The 15,604-nt window shown below is 72.1% G+C and carries 13 protein-coding genes; 2 read left to right on the forward strand and 11 right to left on the reverse strand.

Annotation, left to right across the window (positions count from 1 at the left end):
• Nucleotides 1–26: 26 nt before the first annotated feature.
• The 8 genes from cimA to ACIQJT_RS24930 form a co-directional block, all read right to left on the reverse strand.
• On the reverse strand, nucleotides 27–1,631 hold the full coding sequence (gene cimA / locus ACIQJT_RS24895) for a citramalate synthase (RefSeq protein WP_365460449.1): 1,605 nt from the start codon (nucleotides 1,629–1,631) through the stop codon (nucleotides 27–29).
• Between the two features lie 390 nt (nucleotides 1,632–2,021).
• Nucleotides 2,022–4,061 carry a hypothetical protein gene (locus tag ACIQJT_RS24900; RefSeq protein ID WP_402646852.1) on the reverse strand — a complete coding sequence of 680 codons (2,040 nt, stop codon included), beginning with the start codon at nucleotides 4,059–4,061 and terminating at the stop codon, nucleotides 2,022–2,024.
• A 103-nt stretch (nucleotides 4,062–4,164) separates the two neighbouring features.
• Entirely contained in the window at nucleotides 4,165–4,764 is a 600-nt protein-coding gene (locus ACIQJT_RS24905; protein ID WP_365460443.1) for a TetR/AcrR family transcriptional regulator, read from the reverse strand.
• A gap of 16 nt (nucleotides 4,765–4,780) precedes the next feature.
• A complete protein-coding gene (locus tag ACIQJT_RS24910) occupies nucleotides 4,781–5,797 on the reverse strand; it encodes an agmatine/peptidylarginine deiminase (protein ID WP_402646855.1) in 1,017 nt (338 codons plus the stop codon).
• Between the two features lie 17 nt (nucleotides 5,798–5,814).
• Nucleotides 5,815–7,524: an urease subunit alpha gene (locus ACIQJT_RS24915; RefSeq protein ID WP_402646858.1), complete on the reverse strand. Its 1,710-nt coding sequence runs from the start codon at nucleotides 7,522–7,524 to the stop codon at nucleotides 5,815–5,817.
• A gap of 187 nt (nucleotides 7,525–7,711) precedes the next feature.
• Nucleotides 7,712–8,407 (reverse strand): urease subunit gamma, encoded by a 696-nt coding sequence (gene ureA / locus ACIQJT_RS24920; RefSeq protein ID WP_365460434.1) that lies wholly within the window; start codon nucleotides 8,405–8,407, stop codon nucleotides 7,712–7,714.
• Between the two features lie 133 nt (nucleotides 8,408–8,540).
• A complete protein-coding gene (locus ACIQJT_RS24925; protein ID WP_365460431.1) occupies nucleotides 8,541–9,629 on the reverse strand; it encodes a branched-chain amino acid aminotransferase in 1,089 nt (362 codons plus the stop codon).
• A 255-nt stretch (nucleotides 9,630–9,884) separates the two neighbouring features.
• Nucleotides 9,885–10,928, reverse strand: a complete 1,044-nt coding sequence (locus tag ACIQJT_RS24930) for a 3-isopropylmalate dehydrogenase (RefSeq protein WP_284437626.1) — start codon at nucleotides 10,926–10,928, stop codon at nucleotides 9,885–9,887.
• A gap of 142 nt (nucleotides 10,929–11,070) precedes the next feature.
• Between ACIQJT_RS24930 and ACIQJT_RS24935 the strand changes: the two genes are divergently transcribed.
• Nucleotides 11,071–12,621 (forward strand): purple acid phosphatase family protein, encoded by a 1,551-nt coding sequence (locus tag ACIQJT_RS24935; RefSeq protein ID WP_402646864.1) that lies wholly within the window; start codon nucleotides 11,071–11,073, stop codon nucleotides 12,619–12,621.
• Nucleotides 12,622–12,673: 52 nt separating this feature from the next.
• Here ACIQJT_RS24935 and ACIQJT_RS24940 read toward each other — a convergent pair whose 3' ends face one another.
• Both ACIQJT_RS24940 and ACIQJT_RS24945 read right to left on the reverse strand, forming a co-directional pair.
• Nucleotides 12,674–12,805, reverse strand: coding sequence for a hypothetical protein (locus ACIQJT_RS24940; RefSeq protein ID WP_020121043.1), 132 nt, complete (start codon nucleotides 12,803–12,805; stop codon nucleotides 12,674–12,676).
• A 222-nt stretch (nucleotides 12,806–13,027) separates the two neighbouring features.
• The gene (locus tag ACIQJT_RS24945; RefSeq protein ID WP_402646867.1) at nucleotides 13,028–13,924 is read right to left on the reverse strand and encodes a LysR family transcriptional regulator; all 897 of its coding nucleotides are present in this window, start codon (nucleotides 13,922–13,924) and stop codon (nucleotides 13,028–13,030) included.
• A 102-nt stretch (nucleotides 13,925–14,026) separates the two neighbouring features.
• Between ACIQJT_RS24945 and ACIQJT_RS24950 the strand changes: the two genes are divergently transcribed.
• Nucleotides 14,027–15,016, forward strand: a complete 990-nt coding sequence (locus ACIQJT_RS24950) for an NADP-dependent oxidoreductase (protein ID WP_402646872.1) — start codon at nucleotides 14,027–14,029, stop codon at nucleotides 15,014–15,016.
• A gap of 206 nt (nucleotides 15,017–15,222) precedes the next feature.
• On the opposite strand, the gene ACIQJT_RS24955 is transcribed toward ACIQJT_RS24950, so the two are convergent.
• A complete protein-coding gene (locus ACIQJT_RS24955; RefSeq protein ID WP_402646875.1) occupies nucleotides 15,223–15,549 on the reverse strand; it encodes an alpha/beta fold hydrolase in 327 nt (108 codons plus the stop codon).
• Nucleotides 15,550–15,604: the final 55 nt, after the last annotated feature.

Below are 15,604 nucleotides of genomic sequence, written 5' to 3' on the forward strand. Positions count from 1 at the left end.
GAGGACTCCTGCTGAACCGGGGGGAGTTACTCGGCCGGCTCCACGCCCGCCCGCAGCAACCCGTAGGTGTACGCGTCCTCCAGTGCCTGCCAGGAGGCCGCGATGACGTTCTCGGCGACGCCGACCGTCGACCACTCGCCCGAGCCGTCCGACGTGGAGATCAGGACGCGGGTGGTGGACTGGGTGCCGTGGACGCCTTCGAGGATGCGGACCTTGTAGTCGACGAGGTCGAGCTTGGCGAGCTGGGGGTAGATCTTCTCCAGGGCCACGCGCAGGGCGCGGTCGAGGGCGTTGACCGGGCCGTTGCCCTCGGCGGTGGCGACGATGCGCTCGCCCTTGGCGAAGAGCTTGACCGTGGCCTCGTTGGCGTGGGAGCCGTCGGGGCGGTCCTCGACGATCGCGCGCCAGGACTCGACGGAGAAGTACGTGAGGGGCCCGCCCTGGACCTCGGCGCGCAGCAGGAGTTCGAAGGAGGCGTCCGCCGCCTCGTACGTGTAGCCCCTGAGCTCGCGCTCCTTGACCCGCTCGACGACCCGGCCGACCAGCTCGCGGTCGCCGCCGAGGTCGATGCCGAGCTCCTTGCCCTTGAGCTCGATCGAGGCGCGGCCCGCCATGTCGGAGACCAGCATCCGCATGGTGTTGCCGACCTGCTCGGGGTCGATGTGCTGGTAGAGGTCGGGGTCGACCTTGATCGCCGAGGCGTGCAGTCCTGCCTTGTGGGCGAAGGCCGAGACGCCGACGTAGGGCTGGTGGGTGGAGGGGGTGAGGTTGACGACCTCGGCGATGGCGTGCGAGATCCTCGTCATCTCGCGGAGCCTGCCGTCGGGGAGGACCTTCTTGCCGTACTTGAGCTCCAGGGCCGCGACCACCGGGAACAGGTTGGCGTTGCCGACCCGCTCGCCGTAGCCGTTGGCCGTGCACTGGACGTGGGTGGCGCCCGCGTCCACGGCGGCGAGGGTGTTGGCGACCGCGCAGCCCGTGTCGTCCTGGGCGTGGATGCCCAGGCGGGCGCCGGTGTCGGCGAGGACGGTGGAGACCACGGCCTGGACCTGCGCCGGGAGCATGCCGCCGTTGGTGTCGCAGAGGATGACGACGGAGGCGCCGGCCTCCGCGGCCGCCCGTACGACGGCCTTCGCGTACTCGGGGTTCGCGCGGTAGCCGTCGAAGAAGTGCTCGCAGTCGACGAAGACGCGGCGGCCCTGCTCCGTCAGGAAGGAGACCGTGTCGCGGACCATCTCCAGGTTCTCGTCCAGGGTGGTCCGCAGGGCCAGCTCGACGTGCCGGTCGTGCGATTTGGCGACCAGGGTGATCACCTCGGCGCCGGAGTCGAGGAGCGCCTTGACCTGCGGGTCCTCGGAGGCCTTCGCGCCCGCGCGGCGGGTGGCGCCGAACGCGACGAGCTGGGCGTGCTTGAAGTCGATCTCCTCGCGGGCCCGGGCGAAGAACTCGGTGTCCCGCGGGTTGGCGCCGGGCCAGCCGCCCTCGATGAAGCCCACGCCGAAGTCGTCCAGGTGCCGTGCGATGGCCAGCTTGTCCGCGACGGTGAGGTTGATGCCCTCCCGCTGGGCGCCGTCGCGCAGGGTGGTGTCGAAGACGTGGAACTGATCGTCGAGCTCGCTGGTTGCGGTCATGGTCTCAAGGCTCCTGAGGATTGGATCTCGGTCGTACCGGAATGACCGGCTCCACCGCCCCCACGTACTCCCTCGCGCTCTCGCCTCCGGCTGCGGGTGGGCCAGAAAAAGCGAAAAACCCCTCGCGGGTGCGAGAGGTCTGCGCGCGGGTCGAGGACGACGGTGTCCGCCCGTACCTGGTCGTACGTGGCGGTCACTGCGGACCGGCGCGCCTGCTGCCAATAATCATGGCGAACGAGAGCACGGGGGAAGTCTGGCACAGACCGCCCCCGTGCTCACCCTCCGTCTCAGGATGCGAGCACTGCGCAGCTCATCGGAGGTGTCGTACGAACACGTCGGTGCCGTCGCGTTTCCTGCTGAGCATGGTGGTTCCCCCGTGGCCGGTCGTCGTCATTGCACTGTCCGCAGGAACACGTCCGCCACCCCGTCGGTGTCCCCCTCCACCAGATCGGGTGACGCCGACTCGAACGCGACGACCGTGCCGTCGGCGTTGACGGAGGGGTGTCCGGCCGGCCGGTCGTTGCGGCCGCCCCAGCGGTCGACGCTGATCAACTGACGCTTCCCCGTGGCGAGTTCGAGCGCGTACACGGACCGGCCCGAGGTGTACGCCACCCGGCTGCCGTCTCCCGACAGCGAGGGCTCGGTACCCCCGACCCGGGTCGTGGTGCCGGTGTCGAGATCACGGACGGCGGAGGTGCGGCCCTGCTGGTAGGCGATCGTGCGGCCGTCCGCGCCGAGGGAGGGTGCCGTCGCGTGCGCCGCGGCCTTCTCCAGGGCGCCGGTGTCCAGGTCGCGGACGTACACGGAGCCGCCCTGCTCGAAGGCGACGTACCGGCCGGAGTAGTCGATCGACGGACGCCCCGCGGCCTCGCCGGTGAGGGCGCTGACCACGTCGATGTCACCGCCGTTGAACTCGAAGCGGTACACACGGGGTTGCGGATCCGGATCGGCGTCGGTGGCGGGGAGGGTCGCCGCGAAGGTGAGCCACTGGCAGGTGGGGTTCACCACGGGCTGTCCCGTCCAGGTGAAGCGGACGCCCTGGTAGGAGCCCAGGGTGGTGAGCTTGCCGACCGCGCGGTTGCGGACGTGGACGCCCGGGCCGCCGTCGGCGGCGGGGGCGACATAGCCGACCATGCGGCCGCTGTAGCAGGGCGTGCCCTCGGACGAGGGTTTCTGGTCGTCCGAGTTGACCTTCGAGAACAAGCCGGGGGTGCTCACGAACACGTCGCCCCCCGAGGTGAAGGAGACCACCTTGTTCTCCCCCATCACCGGGTCGTGGGACGCCCCGGCGGGGCCGGCGATCCGCTCGGTGACGGAGGGCATGGGCGCCGGGTTCCTCCGCAGGCCGCCGGAGAAGACGAACACGTCGGACTCCGCGTTGGTGTCGCCCGGCACCAGATGGGAGGCCGAGGAACTGAACACCACCGCACGGCCCTCGGCGGTCAGCCCGTGGTCCGGCACCTGCGCGTCCCGCGGCAGAGCGGCCCCGCGCGCCCCGGTGCGCAGGTCCCGCACACGCGTGCCGTCCTCGCCGGAGACGACGGCGTAGCGGCCGTCCGCCGTGGCCGGGCCCGGGTTCCCGTCGGCCACCCGCCGCGAGGTGCCGGTGCGCAGGTCGTGGACGTACAGGCCGCTCTCGGCGTCGAGGAGGACCCGGCGGCCGTCCGCGGTGATGCGGACCAGGTGGGCGGCTCCGAGGCCGGTGTCCACCTGGGTCCGCTCGCCCGTCGTCCGGTCCCGGACGTAGACGTCGGCGGGATCCTGCTCGCTGTCGACGCGCAGACCGTACGCGACCCGCGTGCCGTCGCCGCTCACCGAGGCCCCGATCTTCTGGCCCTCCTCGCCCGGCGAGACCAGTGCGTCGGTGCCGGTGGCCGTGTCGCGGACGTACAGCAGTCGGGTGCTCGCGTCGCCGTTGCGGTTCCCGAGGGTGTACGCGACGTGCGTGCCGTCCGGACTGATCGACTCCGCGCGCCCCGACTCGTCGGAGCCGGGCGGGTCCTCGGGCCACAGCTTCTCCGCACGGCCGGTGGCGTGGTCGTACAGGTACGGGGCCGGGAAGCGGGTGCCCGCCGAGAAGGCGACACGGCTCCCGTCGGCGCTCGGCTGCGGAGAGCTGTACGTGTGGCCGCTGCCGAGGTCGATCTTCGTGACCTCGCCGCCGGACACGTCCTTCACGAGCAGGCAGGGCGTGAAGCGGGCGCAGCCGAAGCCCGGGGCGCGGGACACGAACGCGACTCGGCGGCCGTCGGCGCTGATCGCGGCGTCCCCCGACGGTCCGTCGGCCTGGCCGCCGTCGGCGTCGGTGCTCACGCGCTCGGTTCGGGATGCGGTGGTGAGACGGTCGGCGTGGGATGCGGCGGCGACGTCGGCGCCGGCGGTCGCGACGAGCAGGGCCGCGCCTAAGAGGCACACGGCGGCTCTGGACATGTTCCCCCCTGTGGTGTCCAGGAACGCTGGTGGTCCTTTCGAGGCAAACCCACCACCGACCACAGGGTCAATCGGCCTTATTGCGTACAACCCGGGCGGAAGGTCACGCGTCCGCGAGGAGGCTCTCGTCGAGGAACTCCCGTACGTGGCCGAGAATCATCCCCCGGTCCGTCCCGCGCAGCCCGATCGCCACGTGGATGGAGAAGCCGTCCAGGAGGGCCCGCAGCCGGGCCGCGAAACGGTCCGGGTCGACCGCGCGGAACTCGCCCAGCGAGATCCCCTCCGCGAGCAGCGCGACCAGGTCGCGGTGCCAGGCGCCCTCGATCGCGGCCTGCCGGTCACGGGCATCGGCGTCGGCGTTCTGCGAGCGGTTCCAGACCTCCAGCCAGAGGGTCCAGTGCGGGTCCCGGTGGCCGTCCGGTACGTACAGGTCGACGTAGGCGTCGAGCCGTTCGCGGGCGGTCGCCGTGCGGGTGAGCAGCCGGGCGCGCTCGGCGCCGAGCCGCCCCTCGCTCCACTCCAGGGTGCGCAGCAGCAGTTCGTCCTTGGAGCGGAAGTAGTAGAGGAGATGGCCGCTGCTCATGCCGACCTCGCGGCCGAGCGCGGCCATGGTGAGCTTCTCCAGGCCGCGTTCCGCGATCATCTCCATGGCCGCCGCGAGGACCTCCTCGCGGGGCGGGGCCTGCCTGCGCCCACCGGCCATGTGCCAACTCCTCGCCCTAGGTCCTCGGCTGCTGCTGGGTGATGCAGTGGATGCCGCCACCGCCCGCGAAGATCGTACGGGCGTCGACCAGCGTCACCGTGTGCTCGGGGAACAGCCGCCGGAAGATGCCGGCCGCGATCTCGTCACGCGGGTCGTCGAAGCCGCAGAGCACCACGCCGCCGTTGCAGAGGTAGTGGTTGATGTAGGAGTGGTCGACCCAGTGGCCGTCGGCCTCCAGGACGGTCGGCGCGGGCACCTCGACGACCTCCAGACGGCGACCGCGGGCGTCGGTCGCCGACTTCAGCAGGCCTACGACCTCCTTGGTCACCTCGTGGTCCGGGTGCGCCGGGTCCGGCTGGACGTGCGCCACGACCACGCCGGGGCGGGCGAAGGCGGCGACGATGTCGACGTGGCCCTGGGTGCCGTACCTGCCGTAGTCGCCGGTCAGGCCGCGCGGGAGCCAGATGGCGGTGGTGGTGCCGAGCTTGGCGTGGATCTCCGCCTCGACCTGCTCCCGGCTCCAGCCGGGGTTGCGGCCGGCGCCGAGCTGGACGGTGTCGGTGAGCAGGACGGTGCCCTCGCCGTCGACGTGGATCGCGCCGCCCTCGTTGACGAGCGGGCTGCCGAGCACCGGGACCCCGGCGAGGTCGGCGACCTGGCGGGCGATCTTCGAGTCGTGCTCCCAGCGGGCCCAGTCCTGGCCGCCCCAGCCGTTGAACACCCAGTCCACGGCGGCCAGTCGGCCCTGCTCGTCCTTGACGAAGGTCGGGCCGATGTCCCGCATCCAGGCGTCGTCGAGCTCGCGCTCCACGAGTTCCACGTCCGGGCCGAGCAGGGCGCGCGCGGACTCGGCGTGACCGGGGCCGTGCACCATCGTCACCGGTTCGAAGCGGCGCACCGCGCGGGCCACGGACGCCCAGGCGGCGCGGGCCGCGGCCAGTTCGCCGTCGTCGGCGAAGGTCGGGTTGGGGCCGGGCCAGGCCATCCAGGTGCGTTCGTGCGGGGCCCACTCGGGCGGCATGCGGTAGGTCATCGGAAATCCTGGGTGTCCTAGAGGAAGTACAGGCGGTTGAGGGAGACCGAGTCGGCCGGCGCGGAGGTGAGCGGCTCCCCGTCCAGCGTCACCAGGCCGGTGCGTCCGTCGACGTCCACTGCTCCGGTACGGGAGTTGAGGCGCAGGTCGGCCGGTCCGATGCCGCGGGTGCCGTGCACGGCGACCCTTCTCCTGCGGGTGGGCATCCGGTCGTTGCCCTGGTCGAGGGCGGCCCGGGCGACGAAGGCGACGGAGAGCTCGGCGGGGGTGGCGCCGTGCGCCCCGAACTGCGGTCCGAGGACGAGGGGTTCGCAGGTGTCGGTGGCCGCGCCGGGGTCGCCGACCACGCCGTAGGCCGGGAACCCGGACTTCAGGACGAGCTGCGGCTTGGCGCCGAAGTACTCCGGCCGCCACAGCACGAGGTCGGCCAGCTTGCCCACCTCGATCGAGCCGACCTCGTGCGAGAGGCCGTGCGCGATGGCCGGGTTGACGGTCAGCTTGGCGATGTAGCGCAGCACGCGCTCGTTGTCGTGCTCCTCGGGCGCCCCGAACTCGGCCTTCATCTTCCCGGCCGTCGCGAAGGTGCGCCGGACCGTCTCCCCGGCCCGCCCCATGCCCTGCGCGTCCGAGGAGGTGATGCCGATGGCGCCCAGGTCGTGCAGCACGTCCTCGGCGCCCATGGTCCCGGCGCGGATGCGGTCGCGGGCCATGGCGGCGTCGCCGGGCAGGTCGGTCTTGAGGTCGTGGACGGAGACGATCATGCCGTAGTGCTCGGCGACGGCGTCCCGGCCGAAGGGCAGGGTGGGGTTGGTGGAGGAGCCGATGACGTTCGGGACGCCGGCCATCTTCAGGACGTTCGGTACGTGTCCGCCGCCGCAGCCCTCGATGTGGAAGGCGTGGATGGTGCGGCCCTCCAGCACCTTCAGGGTGTCCTCGACGGACAGGCACTCGTTCAGCCCGTCGCTGTGCAGGGCGACTTGGACGTCGTGCTCCTCGGCGGTACGCAGCGCGGTGTCCAGGGCACGGGTGTGGGCGCCCATGTCCTCGTGCACCTTGAAGCCGCAGGCGCCGCCCTCGGCGAGGGCCTCGACGAGAGGGGCCTCGTGGGAGGACGAACCCCGGCCCAGGAAGCCGATGTTGACGGGCCAGGCGTCGAAGGCGCTGAACGCGTGACGGAGCGCCCAGGGCGAGTTGACGCCGACGCCCCACACCGGCCCGAACTCCTGCCCGATGATCGTGGTCACCCCGGACGCCAGCGAGGCCTCCATGATCCGCGGCGACAGCAGGTGGACATGGGTGTCGATCGCTCCCGCGGTGGCGATGAGCCCCTCGCCGGACACGATGGAGGTGCCGGTGCCGACGACGACGTCGACCCCGTCGAGGGTGTCGGGGTTGCCGGCCCGCCCGATCGAGCAGATCCGCCCCTCGCGGATGCCGATGGAGACCTTCCGGATGCCCTGCACGGCGTCGATCACGACGACGTTGCTGATGACGACGTCACAGGTCTCCCGCACGGCGGCGGCCTTGAGGTGCAGCCCGTCCCGCGCGGTCTTGCCGAACCCGGCGAGGAACTCGTCGCCGTAGCGCTGCGCGTCCTCCTCGACCCGGATCACCAGCCCCGAGTCGCCGAGGCGCACCCGGTCGCCGGCGCGGGGGCCGTGGGTGGCGGCGTACTCGTGGGGGGTGAGGCGGCGCGCCTCGGCGGGGTGACCTCCGGGGCGGCTCATCGGACGACCTCCTCGTGGACGCGTGCCGCTTCGCCACGGGCGGAGGCGATCGGCGCCACGCCCACGCGTGCGGTGCGGCTCATCGGGCACCCCGCCCGTCGAGTGCTCCCGGACCGTTCGCCGGGCACGGCCCCCGCGCCGGCGACGACCCCCACGGCCACACCAGCACCACCTCCCCAACCGCGGCTCATCGCGCCCCCTCCCCGTCCGCCACTCCCAGATAGCCGCACGCCGCAGCCCGCCGCAGCGCCTCCTCGCGCGCACCGGGCGCGTCCAGCGGTCCGTCGACCAGGCCCGCGAAGCCGACGGCCACCCGAGCCCCGCCGATCGGAACCAGGCCGACCTCGGCCGACTCCCCCGGTCCGAACCGCACCGACGAGCCGGCGGGCACGGCGAGCCGCATGCCGTACGCCTCGGCCCGCGGGAAGTCCAGGCGCGGGTTGGCCTCGAAGAAGTGGAAGTGGGAGGTGACGGAGACGGGCACGGCGGCGGTGTTGGTGACCGTCAGCCGGACGACCGGCCCGGGCTCGGCGTGCTCGGGTCCCGGCAGCAGCGCGCCGGGCGCCCGTTCGCCGAGGCCCCCGCCGATCGGGTCGCTGACGACCGCGAGCCGCGAACCGTCGTCGAAGACCGCCTCGACGTGCACCTCGGTGACGACGTCGGCGACACCGGGCAGGACGTCGTCGGGCCCGAGCACCGACCGGGCGCGCTCGACGGCCTCGGCCAGCCGCGCCCCGTCCCGGGCGGCCTCGCACACGGTGTCCGCTATGAGCGCGGTCGCCTCCGGGACGTTCAGCCGCAGCCCGCGGGCTCTGCGGGCCCGGGCCAGTTCGGCGGCCCCGAAGAGGAGCAGCCGGTCGCGTTCGGTGGGGGTCAGCCGCATCTCGAACCCTTCGTTTTGAACGCCGCTCAAACTTTAGAGCGCCACTCTAACCGACGGCCCCCCGGACATGGCAACGGCCCCGGCCTCCGTCGTGACGGAGGCCGGGGCCGGCCGTGGTGGGGTCGCTCGGGGCTCAGCCCAGCTTGTGCATCCAGCCGTGCTTGTCCTCCCGGACACCGCGCTGGATGCCGAGGAGCGCCTCGCGCAGCTTCTGGGTGACCTCGCCGGGCGTGCCGTCGCCGTGGCTCCAGGCGTCCGTCTTCGTCTTGACGTGCCCGATCGGCGTGACGACGGCCGCGGTGCCGCAGGCGAAGACCTCGGTGAGGGCGCCGGAGGCGGCGTCGGCACGCCACTGGTCGAGGGTGATCACACCCTCCTCGGCGGTGTAGCCGAGGTCACGGGCGACCTGGAGGAGGGAGTCGCGGGTGATGCCCTCGAGGATCGAGCCGGTCAGCGCCGGCGTGACGATCCGGTCGCCGTAGACGAAGGCGATGTTCATGGAGCCGGACTCCTCGACCTTGGTGCGGGTCACCGCGTCGAGGTAGACGACCTGGTCGCAGCCGTTGGCGGCGGCCTCGGCCTGCGGGAGGAGGGAGGCCGCGTAGTTGCCGCCGGTCTTGGCGTCGCCGGTGCCGCCGGGGACCGCGCGGACGTGGTCCTCGGAGACCCAGATGGTGACCGGCTTGACGCCCCCGGCGAAGTACGCGCCGGACGGGGAGGCGATCAGCATGAAGAGGTACTCGTTGGCCGGGTGGACGCCGAGCGCGGCCTCCGTGGCGAACATGAACGGGCGCAGGTAGAGGGACTCCTCGCCGCCGTGCGGCGGGACCCAGTCGGCGTCCTGGCCGATCAGCGCGTCCAGGGCCTCGATGAACAGCTCCTCGGGCAGCTCGGCCATCGCCATCCGGCGGGCGGAGTTGCGGAAGCGCCGCGCGTTGGCCTCGGGACGGAACACGGCGACCGAGCCGTCGGCCTGGCGGTAGGCCTTCAGGCCCTCGAAGATCTCCTGGCCGTAGTGGAGCACGTGCGTGGAGGGGTCGAGGGAGATCGGCCCGTAGGGGACGAGCTGCGCGTCGTGCCAGCCGCGCCCCTCGGTCCACTTGATCGTCACCATGTGGTCGGTGAAGTGGCGGCCGAACCCGGGGTTGGCCAGGATCGCCTCGCGCTCGGCGGCGGAGAGCGGGCTGGCGGAGGGCTTGAGCTCGATCGTGGGCGTCGTCATGAGTGGTTGTCCTTCACCGGTTGTGTAGTGACGGGCCGCGCTCACGCCCTTTTACTGTCAGTGACCAGTGCTAGGACGTCCGAGCATTCCCTCATTCCGCGGCTCCGCGTTCGATTATCGCAAGCGGGGAGCCGGGGAAGAAACGGCGTGAAATGCGACCCAGGGGATGATGGTGACACCCGGCGGGGGACATGCGGAAGCCGCCGGGTGCGAGTGACCCGGCGGCTTCGAATGCTTTTCGAGTGGCCCGCCCGGTCAGCCGGCTACTCGTACGGCCAGCGCGTCGCCGATCTCCGACGTGGAGCGGGCGGGCTTGCCGGTGCGCTCGGCGAGGTCGGCGGAGACCGCCTCCTCGATGCGGGCGGCCTCGGCCTCGTAGCCGAGGTGGCGCAGCAGCAGGGCGACGGACAGGACCGTGGCGGTGGGGTCGGCCTTGCCCTGCCCTGCGATGTCCGGGGCCGAGCCGTGGACGGGCTCGAACATGGACGGGAACTCGCCGCTCGGGTTGATGTTCCCGGAGGCGGCGACGCCGATGCCGCCGGAGACGGCCGCGGCGAGGTCGGTGATGATGTCGCCGAAGAGGTTGTCGGTGACGATCACGTCGAAGCGCGCGGGGTCGGTGACCAGGTAGATGGTCGCCGCGTCCACGTGGATGTAGTCGGTGGTGACCTCGGGGAACTCCGCGGCCACCTTGTTGAAGATGTTCGTCCACAGGTGGCCCGCGAAGGTGAGCACGTTGTTCTTGTGGACCAGCGTGAGCTTCTTGCGGGGGCGGGCCTGGGCGCGGGCGAAGGCGTCGCGGACCACGCGCTCGACACCGAAGGCCGTGTTCACGGAGACCTCGGTGGCGACCTCGTGCTCGGTGCCCTTGCGGATGGTGCCGCCGTTGCCGGTGTAGGGGCCCTCGGTGCCCTCGCGGACGACCACGAAGTCGATGGCGGGCTCGCCCTTGAGGGGCGTGTCGACGCCGGGGAGCAGCTTCGAGGGACGCAGGTTCACGTGGTGGTCGAAGGCGAAGCGGAGCTTGAGGAGGAAGCCGCGCTCCAGCACACCGGACGGGACCGAGGGGTCGCCGATGGCGCCCAGCAGGATCGCGTCGTGCTTCTTCAGCGCGTCGAGGTCGGCGTCGGTGAGGGTCTCACCGGTGGCGTGGTAGCGCCGGGCGCCGAAGTCGAAGTCCTTGGTCTCCAGCTTCACATCCTGCGGAAGGACGGCGGAGAGGACCTTCAGACCTTCGGCCACGACCTCCTGGCCGATGCCGTCACCGGGAATCACTGCGAGATTGATGCTGCGAGACATGCGGGAACCCTACTCCTCGTCCCATGGGATGACACCGCGTGTCCGCGATACGGACATCGCGCGTGCCGTGGGCGTCAGCCCTTCGACTGACGTTCACCCTCAGGTGTGGCGGCCGTTGAGGTCCACTGGGAACTTCACAGCCATGGACCTCCCCGACTTCGGCATTCCGCCCGCGCTCGCGCACCGCATGAACATGGCCGAGCAGCACGAGTACCTGCGGACGAGGCTGACCCGCCGTCGGACGCTGGTGACCGCGGGCGCGCTGGCGGGCGGCCTGCTGACGGGCTGCTCCACCGGGGCGTCGTCCACCGCCGGCCCCTCCCCCGCGACCTCGGTGCACGGCTCGGCCGTAGCGCCCTTCGGCCGCCATCTCGCCTTCGGCGCCGACCCGAGGACCCAGATGCGGATCTCGTGGCAGGTCTCGCTCGCGGTACGCAAGCCGTACGTCCGTGTCGGCACGAGGCCCGACGACCTGGGCCACCGGATCGAGGCCGAGCTGCGCGACCTGCACACCCCCGGGCAGACCGGCGTACGCCTCGCTCTCGACCAGTACTACCTGCACGCGGCCCTGGACGGACTGCTCCCCGGCACGACGTACTACTACGGCGTCGGCCATGAGGGCTTCGACCCGGCGGACGCGGCGCACCGCGCGACCGTCACCAGCTTCCGCACGGCCCCGGCGAGCCCGGAGCGGTTCGTCTTCACCGCCTTCGGCGACCAGGGCGTCGGCACCGCGGCGGCCGCCAACGACAACCTCCTGCTGCGCCAGAAGCCCGCCTTCCACCTGCACGCCGGCGACATCTGCTACGCCGACGCCAACGGCCGGGGCCGGACGTCGGACGGCTACGACCCGGGCTTCTGGGACCTGTTCCTCAAGCAGAACGAGGAGGTCGCGCGGAGCGTGCCGTGGATGGTCACCACCGGCAACCACGACATGGAGGCCTGGTACTCCCCCGACGGCTACGGCGGCCAGCTCGCCCGCTGGTCCCTCCCGGACAGCGGCTTCGACCCGCGCTCGGCGCCGGGGGCGTACTCCTTCACGTACGGCAACGTCGGCGTCGTCGCCCTGGACGCGAACGACGTGTCGTACGAGATCCCCGCCAACTTCGGTCACACGGACGGAAAGCAGACGAAGTGGCTGGACAGGAGGCTGGGTGAGCTGCGGGCGGCCGCGGATGTCGACTTCGTCGTCGTCTGCTTCCACCACTGCGCGTACTCGACGTCCTCGCACGCCTCCGACGGCGGGGTGCGCGCCGCGTGGCTCCCGCTGTTCGAGAAGCACCAGGTGGACCTGGTGATCAACGGGCACAACCACGTGTACGAGCGCACGGACGCGATCCGCGGCGGCGAGGTGGGCCGGCCGGTGCCGGTCGGCGGCGCCACCGACCCGACGCGGGACGGGATCGTGTACGTCACGGCCGGCGGGGGCGGCCGTGACCTGTACGGCTTCCCCGCGGGGGTGAAGGAGAGCTACGAGGGACACGTGCACGACCACGAGTCCGTCGAGACGTTCCAGTGGACGAGGTCGCAGCAGCAGCGGAAGGAGACCGTGGAGTGGTCGCGGGTGCGCTACCGCGGGTTCTCACTGCTCTCGGTGGCGGCGGAGAGCGGGCCCCGGCCGCGGCTGACGGTGTCGGCGCTCGCGCAGAACGGGGAGCGGATCGACCACTTCGAGGTGCGGCGCGGGGCCTGACGGGCCCGCGCCGCACCTCTTACGGGTGCGGCTCCCGGCTGGGTGGGACCGGTCAGTGCCCGGTCGAGCCGCCGTTGTCACGGCGGTCGAGGGCGCGCTGGAGGGCCGCGGCGGCGTTCTTGCGGTCGGACTCGCTCGTACGCGAGGTGTGACGGACTCGACGGCGGGCGGTCGTCTCGGCCATGAGAAATCGACTCCTTCGGTTCCGGGGAACCATGCAGGGGGACAACGAGACGCCGGAGGGGCGGGGAGCGACGGGCCGCAGGGGTTGCCTGCGCGGGGCCCGGCTCACGACCGCCATTCGCTTGATCGAGCGAGACGTTCGGCTCCTACAAAGCTAAGGGAGGAGGGCCGGTCTGTCTCCACAATTACTCGGACTTCCTACTATCTGAGACGGCGGAGTGGATCACACCACGTCGACCTGCGGTTTCACCGATCCTCTGAGTTCCCGGACGAGTGCGCGGACGACCGCCGTGGCGGCGAGCTCGGGAGTGGTGACGTACCCGACGCGGCGGGTGGGCCGGTGTGGTCCGAGGTCGGTGACCGCGGTGCCGGGCGGGGCCGCGGTGAGGGAGAGGGCGGGCATGATCGCCATCCCGAGCCCGCTGCCGACCATCGACAGCACGGCCCCGTCGTCCTCGGCGCGGACGGTCGCCGAGGGGATCCAGTCCTGCGCGGCCCACCACTCGCGGGTGTACGAGGAGCAGTTCTCCCGCCAGTCGACCAGGGGCAGCGACCGCGGATCGGGGTGCCCGGCCGGGTGCACCAGCGCGTAGGGCTCTTCGAGGAGTACGTCCCCGACGAGGTCCGGCGCGGTCTTCGCACCGGTCCCGAAGGTGGCGATCCCCAGGTCGGCCCGCCCTTCGGCGACCTCACCGGCGGTTCCGGCCCCGATCTCCCGTACGACGGTGACGGTCGCCTCGATCCCCGGGTGCCGTGCGGACAGCCGCCCCAGGACGGGTGGCAGCAGATGCAGGGCGGCACTGCGGAAGGCGGCGATGCGCAGCGGGCCGGCGACCGCGGCCTCGGGGGCGTTGCGGGCCTCCCCGGCCAGGATCTCCAGCATCCGCAGGACGCGGCGGGCGTGGGCCACGGTCCGGGCGCCGGCCGGGGTGGTGCGGGCGCCGTACCGTCCGCGCTCGAACAGCACGGCTCCCAGCTTGCGTTCGATGCCGCGCACGGCGTGCGAGACGGCCGACTGGGTGGTGCCGAGCCGGGGCGCGGCCGCCGAGAACCCGCCCTCCTCGGCGACCGCCACGAGGGTCCGCAACTCCTGCGGCGCAAGATCGACGGCAGCGCTCACCACGTCCCCCACCTGCTGCTATGAGGACGGCTCAGGTGTCCGCCCGTTCCATGAGCCCAACCCCCTGACCGCCCGCCCGCATTCCTGCCTACGGTCCCGGTCATGACCGCGCTCACCGTGCACCAGACCGCCCGCCCGACCGGCTTCCCGACCCCCGAGCACTTCCGTTTCGTGGCGTCGCCGATCCCGGAACCCGCCCCGGGTACGGCCCTGGTCGAGAACCTGTACTGGTCCGTCGACCCCTACCACCGCGAGATGATGGACGGCGACTTCGCGTTGCACGCCCCGCTGGAGGGCCGCGCCCTCGGCCGGGTCGTGGCCTCACGCGAACCGTCGCTGCCGGAGGGCGAGTTGGTCTTCCACCGCAAGGGCTGGCGCACCCACTCGCTGGTCACCGCGACCGAGTCCAGACGCCTCCCCCGGTACGAAGGCGTGCCGCTCTCCGCCCACTTGAGCGTGCTGGGCGGCACGGGCCTCACGGCGTACGTCGCCCTCACCCGGATCGCCCGGCTCCGTGCGGGCGACGACGTGTTCGTCTCGGCGGCGGCCGGCGGGGTCGGCACGGCGACGGCCCGTTTCGCGCGCCTGCTGGGAGCGGGCCGGCTGATCGGCAGCGCGGGCTCGCCGGCGAAGGTCCGCCATCTGACCGAACGGGTCGGTTACGACGCGGCGTTCGACTATCACGAGGGTCCCGTCGTCGGCCTCCTGACGAACGCCGCCCCCGACGGCGTCGACGTCTTCGTGGACAACGTCGGCGGCGAGCACCTGGCCGCGGCGATCAGCGCGCTGCGGGACCGCGGACGGGTGGTACGCGTCGGCACGGTCGCGCAGTACAACACCCCGGTCGCCCCGCCCGTCGTGTTCGACCACGCGGACGTGGTGGAGAAGAGCCTGCGCCTGGAGGGCTTCCTGGTCCGGGACCACACCGATGTGCAGCAGGAGTTGTACGAGTTCGCCGTGCCCCGCCTGCTCGACGGCACCCTCACCCCGGACGAGACGGTGGTGGACGGCTTCGACCGGATCGTGGAGGCGTTCCTGCTGATGCTGCGCGGCGGGAACATCGGGAAGACGCTGGTACGGGCGGCCTCCTGACCGGTGGGCCACCGCCACGGAGACGAGAGGCGGTGGTGCCGGTGAAGCCCGGCTGGGCGAGCGCCCCGTACACGGCTCCCCGGAAGGCCTCCGGCGCCTCCAGCCACGGCATGTGCCCGGCGTCCGACAGAACCGCCCGCGGCACTCGCGGGCGTGCCAGTCCGAAACCGGTCCGATGCCCGTCCCGCTGACGTGGACCAGCGTGCTCACCCGCTCCGGGTGGATGAGGGGGTGTGGCTCAGCGCCAGTTGCGCACCCCAGGAGTGACCGAGCGGTGTCATGCCGTCCAGGCCGAAGTGGTGCCGTACGGCGTCCAGGTCGGCCGCGAACCGGTCCGTCGTCCACGGTCCGGCGCACCGCTCCGAGCGGCCGCAGCCGCGCTGGTCCCAACGGATCACGGTGGCACGGTCGTCGAGCAGCGCGGCCAGGTCCTCGAACATGTCCCACAGTCCCGGCCCGCCGTGGCACAGGACCAGCGGCTCCCCCGCCCCGGAACGCTCGGCCCACAGGCGTACGCCGTCCTCGGTGATCACGACATGTCCGCATTGTGCGCGCGAAGGGGCCGGGCGACAGCCCGGCCCCTTCGCG

Source organism: Streptomyces sp. NPDC091972 (genome assembly GCF_044756385.1).
Taxonomy (GTDB): Bacteria; Actinomycetota; Actinomycetes; order Streptomycetales; family Streptomycetaceae; genus Streptomyces.